We start from the raw sequence: 10,130 nt of genomic DNA, 5'->3' as shown, positions 1-10,130 counted from the left end.
GACCCGGGGCCTCTATCAATACCGGCCCGAACCGCCGTTCGTGCTGGGAGCGGAGATCGCCGGCGTGGTGCGCTCGGCGCCGGAGGGCGCCCATGTTTCGGCCGGCGACCGGGTCGTTGGGCTGACGATGCTGTCCGGCGGCATGGCCGAGGTCGCCATCCTGCAGCCCGACCGGGTGTTCAAGCTTCCCGACAACGTGAGCTTCGAGGCGGGCGCCGGCCTGCTGTTCAACGACCTCACGGTGTACTTCGCCCTGACGGTGCGCGGACGGCTGGCCCAGGGTGAGACGGTGCTGGTGCACGGTGCCGCGGGCGGCATCGGGACGTCGACGCTGCGGCTGGCGGGGCTGCTCGGGGCGTCGCGCACGATCGCGGTCGTCAGCACCGAAGCCAAGGCCGACGTCGCGAGCGCCGCCGGCGCCACCGATGTGGTGTTGGCCGACGGGTTCAAAGACGCGGTCAAGGAGCTGACCGGCGGGCGCGGCGTGGACATCGTACTCGACCCGGTCGGCGGTGACCGGTTCACCGATTCGCTGCGCTCGCTCGCCCCGGGCGGTCGGCTGCTGGTGGTCGGCTTCACCGGCGGGGACATCCCGACGGTCAAGGTGAACCGGTTGCTGCTCAACAACATTGATGTGGTGGGCGTGGGTTGGGGGGCGTGGACCGCGACGCATCCGAACGCGCTGGCCGAGCAGTGGGCCGGACTCGAGGAGTTGCTCAGCTCGGGCCGGCTGGCCGCCCCCACCCCGGAGGTCTACCCCCTGGAAGAGGCCGCCGCCGCGGTGGCATCCCTGGAGAACCGCACCGCCAAGGGGAAGGTCGTGGTGCGGGTCCGCGACTGACGCGATGGGACCGTTGATCGGCGACCCCCTTGTGCGGGCCGAAAACAAAAAGTAATGTCACTTTCAGTTTTGTCCCAGTCGCCCGAGCCGGGAGTCAGCCATGGAATCCTTCGTCCACCTGCGCAGAGGCATGACACCGCGGCGCCTGCACGCCGATCTCGACGGGCTCAAGGACGACGAGCTGGGCCGGGGCGGATTCACCGGCCGCACCGCGAACCTCTACCGCCGCCACGACCCGACCGCGTACCGGTCGGTCGGCCCGCTGCGCCCCGTCGACGTGCTCGCGGACCAGCTCGAGCCCGGCGACGCCACCGACGCCCGCGGCGGTCCCCTGCTGATGTTCAGCAACGCCGACTGCCGAATCCTGTTGAGCCGCCGCCACGAGCCGATGCCGTTCTACACCCGCCATGTCGACGGCGACCTGCTGTGCTTCGTGCACCGGGGCGCGGGTCTGCTCGAAACCGAGTTCGGCCCGCTGCGCTACTCCGAGGGCGACTGGGTCTACCTGCCGAAGGCGTGCACCTGGCGCCAGGTACCGGATGGCGAGACGACGCTGCTCATGGTCGAGGCGACCGACGAGTTCCGAGTGCCACCGCCCGGGCCGCTGGGCCGCCACTTCCCGTTCGACCCTTCGCAGGCCACCATCCCCGACCCGGTGCCCATCGATGACGACGGACGGGACGAATACGAGGTCCGGCTCGTCCACGAGGGCGGCCCCACAACGCTTTTCTACCAACACAATCCGCTCGACGTCGAGGGCTGGCGCGGCGACAACTTCGCGTTCACCTTCAACATCGCCGACTACAACGTCGTCACGTCCGACAGCGTCCACCTGCCCCCGACGGTGCACCTGTTCATGCAGGCCACCGGGGTCTACGTGATGAACTTCCTGCCGAAGCCGGCCGAAGGTGTCCCGGGCACCGAGCGCACGCCGTGGTATCACCGCAATGTCGACTACGACGAGATCGCCTTCTTCCACGGCGGCTCGCTCTACGGCATCCCGATGCCGCCCGGCCTGATTTCCCATGCGCCGCAAGGCGTTCACCACGGCGCACCGGAGAAGGCGCGGGAACGGGCGCGCCGCAAGTTCGACGACTACTCCCGCGTCGATTGGCAAGTGATCGCCGTCGACACCCGCCGGCGACTGACCCCGTCGGCCGAGGTGCTGGCGCACGACCTAGGACAACACTGACCATGACAACCCGCCACGAATACGAGCGCATTCCCTATCTCGTTGCCTTCCAGAACAATTCCGGCGTCCGCGACGTGTACGGCGGCCTGGCTGAGATCACCGTGCTGGAGAGCTACCTACTCAGGCCGACAGACAGGCCGTCAGACACCGTGCTGGTGTTCATGCACCCGATCGGCGGCGGCGCGTACCTGCCCATGATCAACGCGCTGGCCCGGGCCGGCCACCATGTCATCTACTGCAACAGCCGGTTCCGCGGCACCGACTCCGCGCTATTGATGGAGAAGGTGGTCGAGGACCTCGGCGAGTGCATCAAGGACGCCAAGAAGCGGCTGGGCTATCAGAAGGTGGTGCTGGCGGGGTGGAGTGGCGGCGGCTCGTTGTCGGTGTTCTACCAGCAGCAGGCCCAGCACCCGACCCTCACGTCGAGCCCCTCGGGCGACGGCCCCGACCTCACCGCCCTGGACCTCACCCCCGCCGACGGCATCATGCTGCTGGCGGCGCACATCAGCAGGCACGGCACGCTGACCGAATGGCTGGATGCGTCGATCCTCGACGAATCCGACCCCACCAAGCGTGATCCCGAGCTGGACCTGTACAACCCGGAGAACCCGAACCAGCCGCCCTACACCCAGGAATTCCTGGGCCGGTATCGCAGCGCCCAGGTCGAACGCAACCGGCGCATCACCGCGTGGGTCAAGGGCAAGCTCGCCGAGTTGAAGGCCGCGGGACGTCCGGACGACGAGTTCTGTTTCGTGGTGCACGGCACCATGGCCGACCCGCGGTGGCTGGACCCGACCGTGGATCCCAACGAACGCACCCCGGGGACCTGCTACCTGGGGGATCCTCAGGTGGTGAACATGAGCCCGGTCGGGCTGGCGCGCTTCTCCACGTTGCGCGGCTGGCTCTCGCAATGGAGCTACGACGACGCCCGTGGCGACGGCGTGGCCTGCGGGGCCGACATGGCGATCCCGGCACTGGTGATCGGTAACCTGGCCGACGACGCCTGCACGCCCAGCCACACCCGGCGGCTCTTCGACGCGATCGGCCACCATGACAAGGAGATGCACGAAATCCCCGGCGCCACCCACTATTACGCGGGCCCCGACCAGCGCGACAAGCTGCGCGCGGCGGTCGACATCGTTACCGATTGGCTGGTCCGCCACGACTTCGCGGGGGCGCAGTGACGCCCACCGGGCCGCTGGACGGTATCCGGGTGCTCGAACTCGGCACGTTGATCGCCGGCCCCTTCGCCGGCCGGCTGCTGGGCGACATGGGCGCCGACGTCATCAAGGTGGAACCCCCGGGCGCCCCGGACCCTCTGCGCACCTGGGGCCAGGCCGAAGTCGATGGGGAGCACGTCTTCTGGACGGTGCACGCGCGCAACAAGAGGGCGATCACGCTCGACCTGCGCCGCCCGCGCGGCCGCGAGCTGTTCTGTGACCTCGTCGAGAAGTCCGACATCGTCGTGGAGAACTTCCGCCCCGGCACGCTGGAGAAATGGGACCTCGGTTACGACGTGCTCAGCGACCGCAATCCGGGCATCATCCTGGTTCGGGTGTCCGGCTATGGGCAGACCGGGCCCGACGCCCACAAGGCCGGCTACGCCTCGGTGGCCGAGGCCGCCAGTGGACTGCGGTACCTCAACGGCTTCCCCGGCGGCCCGCCGCCCCGGCTGGCGCTGTCGCTCGGCGACACCCTGGCCGGAATGTTCGGCGCCCAGGGCGCGCTGGCCGCGCTGTACCGCCGCGGCATCACGGGGCGCGGTCAGGTGGTGGACGTCGCGCTGACCGAATCCTGTTTGGCGGTACAGGAATCCACCATCCCGGACTACGACGTGGGCGGCGTGGTGCGCGGACCGTCGGGCACCCGGCTGGAGGGCATCGCGCCGTCCAACATCTACCGCAGCGCCGACGGCTCGTGGGTGGTGATCGCCGCCAACCAGGACACCGTGTTCGCTCGGCTGTGCAAGGCGATGGGCCGCCCCGAGCTGGCCACCGACGACCGGTTCGCCACGCACGTCGCCCGCGGCCGCAACCAGGACGAACTCGACGAGATCATCGGTGCGTGGGCCGCGGAACGCCAGCCCGGCGACATCATCGAAACCCTCAGCGCCGCAGGGGTGATCGCCGGGCCGATCAACACGGTCGCGGAGGTCGTCAACGACCCGCAGCTGCGGGCCCGCGGCATGCTGGTCGAACACTTCGACGAGAGGGTCGGGCGCAACGTTCTTGGGCCGGGCATCGTGCCGGTGCTCTCGGAAACCCCGGGGCGCGTGCGCAGCGCCGGGCCCCCGCGCCCCGGCCAGCACAACGAGGACGTCTACATCGGGCTGCTGGGCAAGACCGCCGACGAGCTCGAGGAGTTACGGGCCGAGGAGGTGCTGTGAACGCCCACGTCGACATCCGCGAGGTGGCGCTGCGCGACGGCCTGCAGATCGAAACGCCGATTCCCTTGTCGGCCAAGCTCGAACTGCTGGCCGCGATCGCCGCGACCGGGGTGCGCGAGGTGGAGGCCACCGCGTTCGTCTCGCCGTCGAAGGTGCCGTCGATGGCCGACGCCGCCGAACTCGCCGCCCACCTGCACGACTACCCCGACATCGAGTTCTCCGCCCTGGTCGCCAGCCCGAACGGAGCCAAGCGGGCCGTCGCGGCGGGGCTGCGCTCGATCGAGTACGTGGTCGCCGCCGACGACACGTTCAGCCAGGCGAACGTCGGGCGGACCAGCGCCGAGGCCACCCAGCAGATCGACGAGATCGTCGCCATCGCGCACGACGGCCCCTCCAGCTTTCCTGTCACCGTCGAGGTGGTGATCGCGACCGCGTGGGACTCACCGTTCGAAGGCCCCACCCCGCCGCAGCGGGTGCTCGACATCGCCGCGGCCGCCCGCGACCGCGGCGTCGACCGCCTCTCTATCGCCGACACGATCGGCACCGCCACCCCCGGACGCGTGAGTTCGCTGATCGCGCAACTGCGTCCGGTGATCGGCGATCTGCCGCTGGGCGGTCACTTCCACAACACCCGCGGCTCCGGGCTGGCCAGCGCCTACGCCGCGGTCACCTCCGGGGTGACCCGGCTGGACGCCTCGGTCGGCGGGCTGGGCGGCTGCCCGTTCGCGCCGGGAGCCACCGGCAACATCGCCACCGAGGACCTGGTGTACCTGCTGCGCGACAGCGGCGTCGACGTCGACGTCGACCTGCAGGCCGTCATCGCCGCGGCCGACGTCGCGAGATCCGTTGTCGGCCACGATCTGCCGAGCGCACTGCTGCGCGCCGGCGACCGGATGCGCACCTGATGCCCGCTCAGGATGCTCCGACCGCCAAGGGCCGCCAGACCAGGCAGGCCATCGAGCAGGCCGCGCGGAAACTGTTCGCCGAGCGCGGTTTCCACGGTACGACACTGGCCGACATCACCTCGGCGGCGGGCAAGTCGCCCGCGGTGTTCTACCGGTATTTCGCCGACAAGGAGGATCTGCTCGCCGCCCTGGCGGAGTCGTTCCTGCACGACGTCGTGACACCGTCCGGGTTGAGCGTCGAGCTACCGGAATCGCCCGACGACGACGCCTTCTTCACCTCGGTGGTCACCGGGTACTGGAACATGTTCAAGCAGAACATCGGCATCATGATCGCCGTGGCGCAGCTGGCCGCCACCCAGCGCCGATTCGCGGCCGTGCAGAACGAATTCCGCCGCTTCGGCATGGACATCGTCGCCGCCTCGGTGTGCCGTGCCCAGGAGCAGGGCTACGGGACCGAGCTCGACCCGCAACACACCGCGGCGGCCATCGCCCTGCTGTTCGAGAACTTCACCACCGTGTTCGTCGGGCCGTCCAACCTGGGCATCAAGATCAGCGACAAGGACGCCATCGCCACCCTGTCGACGATCTGGAAGAAAACTCTCTACGGCGCTTGAGCCTTTCCGAAGGAGACAACTGTGGATTTCACGCTCCCCGAACATCTTCCGGGCCTGCTCGCCGAGATGGACGAGTTCATCGAGGCGGAGATCAAACCACTGGAACGTGAGCACATCCAGTTCTTCGACAAGCGCCGCGAACACGCCCGCACCGACTGGGACAACGACGGCATTCCCACGCGCGAGTGGGAGGATCTGCTCGCCGAGATGCGCAGGCGCGCCGATGAGGCGGGTTGGCTGCGCTACGGGCTCCCGGCCGCCCTGGGTGGCCGGGACGGCACCAATGTCGACATGGCTGTCATCCGGGAACACCTGGCGCACAAGGGCCTTGGCCTGCACAACGACCTGCAGAACGAGTCCTCGATCGTCGGAAATTTTCCACAGGTGATCATGATGGAGCGCTTCGGCACCTCCGAGCAGCGACGGCTGTGGTCCGAAGCGCTGATCACCGGGGAGCGCTCCATGGCGTTCGGCCTGACCGAGCCGGAGCACGGCTCGGACGCCACATGGCTGGAGACGCGGGCGCAGGCCGACGGAGACGGCTGGGTGATCAACGGCGCCAAGCGATTCAACACCGGCGTCCACCGCGCCACCCATGACCTGGTGTTCGCCCGCACGTCCGGTGAGCCGGGGCAGGCGCGGGGCATCACGGCGTTCCTGGTGCCGACGGACGCGCCCGGGTTCGACGTCCCCTACTACTGGTGGACCTTCAACATGCCGACCGATCACGGCGAAGTCCGGCTCACCGACGTCCGGGTGCCCGCCGACGCGGCGCTCGGCGAGGTGGACCGCGGCCTGGAGGTCGCGCAAACGTTCCTGCACGAGAACAGGATTCGGCAGGCGGCCAGTAGCCTGGGCGCGGCCCAGTACTGCATCGACCGCGCCGCCGAATACGCCGGTCAGCGGACCGTCTTCGGCAAGCCGCTGTCGGTCAATCAGGCCGTGCAGTGGCCGCTGGCCGAATTGCAGACCGAGGCCCAGATGGTGCGGCTGCTGGTGGCCTACGCCGCCTGGCACCTGGACCGGGACCACCACATGGAGGTCTCGGACAAGGTGTCGATGGCCAACTACCGCGCCAACCGGCTCGTCTGTGACGCCGCGGACCGGGCCATGCAGATTTTCGGTGGCCTGGGCTACAGCCGGCACGAGCCGTTCGAGCACATCTATCGGCACCACCGTCGCTACCGGATCACCGAGGGCGCCGAGGAGATCCAGATTCGCCGGGTGGCGCAGCGGCTGTTTAAATTTGGCAAGTGACGCCGAACGAGGAGCTGGCCTCTCGACTCGCCGCCGAACTGACGCCCGTCCTGGGCGCCGACGTCGCGGTGGAGAACCTGCGCGCCCTGACCGGCGGCGCGAGCCGCTCCACGTGGGCGTTCGACGCCGTCACCGGTGACCGGAGCCGGGCGCTGATCCTGCGCATCGGCGCGCCCGACGACATGCACGCTGGCATGGAGCTGGAGGCGCGCGCCCAGGCCGCCGCGGCCGCCGCCGGCGCACCGGTCCCCCACGTCCTGGTCGCCGACGATTCGCCTGCCGCACTGGGCAATCCGTATCTGATCTGCGACCACATCGCCGGCGAGACCATCGTCCGGCGGATTCAGCGTCAGCTCGACGCCGCGGGCGGCCAGGCGGCCCGCGCGGAGCTGATGCGGGAGTGCGCGCGCGCCTTGGCGGCCATCCACCGCGCCGACCCGCGCATCCCCGGTCTGGCCCACGAGGACCCGCTTACGCAGTGGCGCGAGCGGCTCGACGCGATGGATGACACCACCGCCACCTTCGAATGGGCGTTTCGCTGGCTCGAGGCCCGCCGTCCGGAGCTGTCGGCGGACGTTCTGGTGCACGGCGACTACCGGATGGGCAACCTCATCGTCGACGGCGCCCGCCTGGCCGCGGTCCTCGACTGGGAGCTGGTGCACCGCGGCGACCCGTGCGACGACCTCGCCTGGTTCTGCATCCGGGCCTGGCGCTTCGGCGCCCCCGCCAGCCTCGGCGCCGGCGGGCTTGGCAGCATCGAGAGCTTCCTCCGCTCCTACGAGCAGGCCGGCGGGACTAGCGTCGACCGGGTGGCGTTTCACTGGTGGCTGGTGCTGGCCACGCTGCGTTGGGGCGTCATCTGCCGCTACCAGGCGGAGCGGCATCTGACCGGCCAGTTCCGCTCGGTGGAGCTGGCCGCGATCGGTCGCCGCGTGTGCGAGACCGAGTGGGACCTGCTCGACCTCCTCGAAGAGGTCCCGGAGTGATCGGCCCGTACGGCCGCCCGCTCGCGGCCGAGCTGGTGGCCGCGGTGGCCGAATTCTTGGAGACCGACGTGCGGGCGGCGACCAGCGGGCAAGTCAACTTCCACGCGCGGGTGGCCGCCAACGCGCTGCGCATCGTCGAGCGCGAACTGCTCGACGAGAGCGAGGCCGAGTCCCTCGCCGCCCTGGCCGACCTGGGGTTCGCCGACGAGGAGGAGCTGGCCGCCGCGATACGGGCGGGCGAGCTGGACGACCGGGCCCGGGAGGTCACCGCCTGCCTGCGCACGCTGGTGCGGCGCCGGGTGGCGGCCGCCCACCCCGGATACGACACCGGCGACAGCGAATAGCCGGGCCATCAGGAGAGGAGCGAGGTCATGTCCGCTGTGAGCACGGAACTCGTCGCCGACGCGGCCGATCGCCTGTTCGCGGCGATCGAGGAGGGTGACTTCGCGGCGGTGGAGCGGATGTGGAGCGACGACATCGCGGTCTGGCGCGTCGGCGCCCGCCGCGATGACGGCAAGGCCCGCGCGCTGCGGGTCATTGACTGGTTCATCTCCGCGACCACCGAGCGCCACTACGAGGTTCTCGACCGGAGGTTCTTCGACGGTGGCTTCGTCCAGCAGCACCTCCTGCACGCCACCGGCCGTGCCGGCCAATCGATCTCGATGCGGGTCTGCATCGTGATCAGGGTGGGCGGCGACGGCCGGCTGGAGCGGATCGACGAGTACTTCGACCCCGCCGAGATCGCGCCGTTGCTGGACTAGGCGCTAGATTCGCCACGAGAGATGGGGGTGACGATGACGACTCTGGAAACACTGCTGAACGATCCCGACCTGGCCGGCGTGTGGAACCTCGTCCCGGACCGGTCCGCCATCACCTTCAAGATCGCCAACATGTGGGGCCTGCTGCGCGTCAAGGGCCGGTTCACCGAGTTCAGCGGTGACGGCCAACTGACGGGAAAGGGCGCGGTTTTCGGCCGCCTCGACATCCGCGCCGCCTCCCTGGACACCGGGATCGGCCGCCGCGACAGGCACCTGCGCTCGGCCGACTTCTTCGACGTCGAGCGCTTCGGTGAGATCAGCGTCGTCGTCACCGGGGTGCAGCCGACCAAAGGCAAGGCCGCCGAGCTGCGGGCCGCCTTCACCATCAAAGGCGTCACCGCGCCGCTGCCCCTGCCCGCGACGATCACCGAGCTCGACGACGGGTCGATCCGGATCGCGGCGGAGGCCAAGATCGACCGCACCCAGTTCGACCTGGGCTGGAACCGGCTCGGCATGATCGGCAAGACGGCCACCGCGGCGGCCGAAGCCGTCTTCACGCGGGCTGCCCAGTGAAGCCGGTGCGACACCAGTAGCATCTGCACCGTGTCGGACTCCACCCCCGAATCCAGCGTCGCCCTGCGGATCCTGGTCTACAGCGATAACGCCAGAACCCGCGAACAAGTGATACGGGCGTTGGGCAGGCATCTGCATCCGGACCTGCCCGAGCTGACCTACGTCGAGGTGGCGACCGCGCCGATGGTGGTGCGGCAGATGGACGAGGGCGGCATCGACTTGGCCATCCTGGACGGGGAGGCCACGCCCACCGGGGGCATGGGAATCGCCAAGCAACTCAAGGACGAACTCGCGACGTGCCCACCGATCCTGGTGCTCACCGGCCGCCCCGACGACGCGTGGCTGGCGAACTGGTCGCGGGCCGAGGCCGCCGTGCCGCATCCCATCGATCCGATCGTGCTGGGCCGCACGGTGCTCGGACTGCTCCGCACCCCCACCCGCTAGCGCTTTCACCTGCGTAGATACCGCGACCGCCGGCCCACCGGCGGCCGCGAAGCCTGCGCGGTCGCGATGCGCGACGCCCGCGGCGCCGAGCCGCCCGGTTGCGGCGACACAAAAACGAGACGAATACCCCCACCCCGACAAAACACACCCGCCTTCACGACGCTATGTTGTGAA

At 69.6% G+C, this 10,130-nt stretch carries 12 protein-coding genes; all 12 read left to right on the top strand.

Features of this window, described 5'->3' with window-relative positions; genetic code table 11:
* Positions 1-841 (top strand): NADPH:quinone oxidoreductase family protein (locus tag A5692_RS26725; protein ID WP_068062332.1); only part of this gene is annotated, 841 nt, incomplete at its 5' end.
* A gap of 100 nt (positions 842-941) precedes the next feature.
* Positions 942-2,033: a homogentisate 1,2-dioxygenase gene (locus A5692_RS26720; protein WP_068062329.1), complete on the top strand. Its 1,092-nt coding sequence runs from the start codon at positions 942-944 to the stop codon at positions 2,031-2,033.
* Positions 2,034-2,035: 2 nt separating this feature from the next.
* On the top strand, positions 2,036-3,217 hold the full coding sequence (locus A5692_RS26715; RefSeq protein WP_068062327.1) for a S9 family peptidase: 1,182 nt from the start codon (positions 2,036-2,038) through the stop codon (positions 3,215-3,217).
* On the top strand, positions 3,214-4,419 hold the full coding sequence (locus A5692_RS26710; protein WP_068062324.1) for a CaiB/BaiF CoA-transferase family protein: 1,206 nt from the start codon (positions 3,214-3,216) through the stop codon (positions 4,417-4,419). Before A5692_RS26715 ends, A5692_RS26710 begins: the two co-directional genes overlap by 4 nt.
* Positions 4,416-5,324: a hydroxymethylglutaryl-CoA lyase gene (locus A5692_RS26705; RefSeq protein WP_068062320.1), complete on the top strand. Its 909-nt coding sequence runs from the start codon at positions 4,416-4,418 to the stop codon at positions 5,322-5,324. Before A5692_RS26710 ends, A5692_RS26705 begins: the two co-directional genes overlap by 4 nt.
* Positions 5,324-5,938 (top strand): TetR/AcrR family transcriptional regulator, encoded by a 615-nt coding sequence (locus A5692_RS26700; protein WP_068062317.1) that lies wholly within the window; start codon positions 5,324-5,326, stop codon positions 5,936-5,938. The genes A5692_RS26705 and A5692_RS26700 overlap by 1 nt, the downstream gene beginning before the upstream one ends.
* A gap of 21 nt (positions 5,939-5,959) precedes the next feature.
* Positions 5,960-7,195, top strand: coding sequence for an acyl-CoA dehydrogenase family protein (locus A5692_RS26695; RefSeq protein ID WP_068062314.1), 1,236 nt, complete (start codon positions 5,960-5,962; stop codon positions 7,193-7,195).
* A complete protein-coding gene (locus A5692_RS26690; protein WP_068062312.1) occupies positions 7,192-8,181 on the top strand; it encodes a phosphotransferase family protein in 990 nt (329 codons plus the stop codon). The genes A5692_RS26695 and A5692_RS26690 overlap by 4 nt, the downstream gene beginning before the upstream one ends.
* Positions 8,178-8,525 carry a DUF6285 domain-containing protein gene (locus A5692_RS26685; protein WP_068062309.1) on the top strand — a complete coding sequence of 116 codons (348 nt, stop codon included), beginning with the start codon at positions 8,178-8,180 and terminating at the stop codon, positions 8,523-8,525. The genes A5692_RS26690 and A5692_RS26685 overlap by 4 nt, the downstream gene beginning before the upstream one ends.
* A 27-nt stretch (positions 8,526-8,552) precedes the next feature.
* Positions 8,553-8,942, top strand: a complete 390-nt coding sequence (locus tag A5692_RS26680) for a nuclear transport factor 2 family protein (RefSeq protein ID WP_068062304.1) — start codon at positions 8,553-8,555, stop codon at positions 8,940-8,942.
* A 33-nt stretch (positions 8,943-8,975) separates the two neighbouring features.
* Entirely contained in the window at positions 8,976-9,512 is a 537-nt protein-coding gene (locus A5692_RS26675; RefSeq protein ID WP_068062351.1) for a YceI family protein, read from the top strand.
* A gap of 30 nt (positions 9,513-9,542) precedes the next feature.
* Entirely contained in the window at positions 9,543-9,956 is a 414-nt protein-coding gene (locus A5692_RS26670; protein ID WP_068062302.1) for a response regulator transcription factor, read from the top strand.
* Positions 9,957-10,130: the final 174 nt, after the last annotated feature.

It is taken from the genome of Mycobacterium sp. E342, from assembly GCF_001667665.1.
Taxonomy (GTDB): domain Bacteria; phylum Actinomycetota; class Actinomycetes; order Mycobacteriales; family Mycobacteriaceae; genus Mycobacterium.
This window is presented reverse-complemented; position numbering and strand designations above follow the sequence as displayed.

What these genes read in the sequence shown, in the direction of transcription:
- A5692_RS26700 (WP_068062317.1), top strand. Translation starts at nt 5,324, where the DNA reads ATGCCCGCTCAGGATGCTCCGACCGCCAAGGGCCGCCAGACCAGGCAG.
- A5692_RS26715 (WP_068062327.1), top strand. Translation starts at nt 2,036, where the DNA reads ATGACAACCCGCCACGAATACGAGCGCATTCCCTATCTCGTTGCCTTC.
- A5692_RS26675 (WP_068062351.1), top strand. Translation starts at nt 8,976, where the DNA reads ATGACGACTCTGGAAACACTGCTGAACGATCCCGACCTGGCCGGCGTG.
- A5692_RS26680 (WP_068062304.1), top strand. Translation starts at nt 8,553, where the DNA reads ATGTCCGCTGTGAGCACGGAACTCGTCGCCGACGCGGCCGATCGCCTG.
- A5692_RS26720 (WP_068062329.1), top strand. Translation starts at nt 942, where the DNA reads ATGGAATCCTTCGTCCACCTGCGCAGAGGCATGACACCGCGGCGCCTG.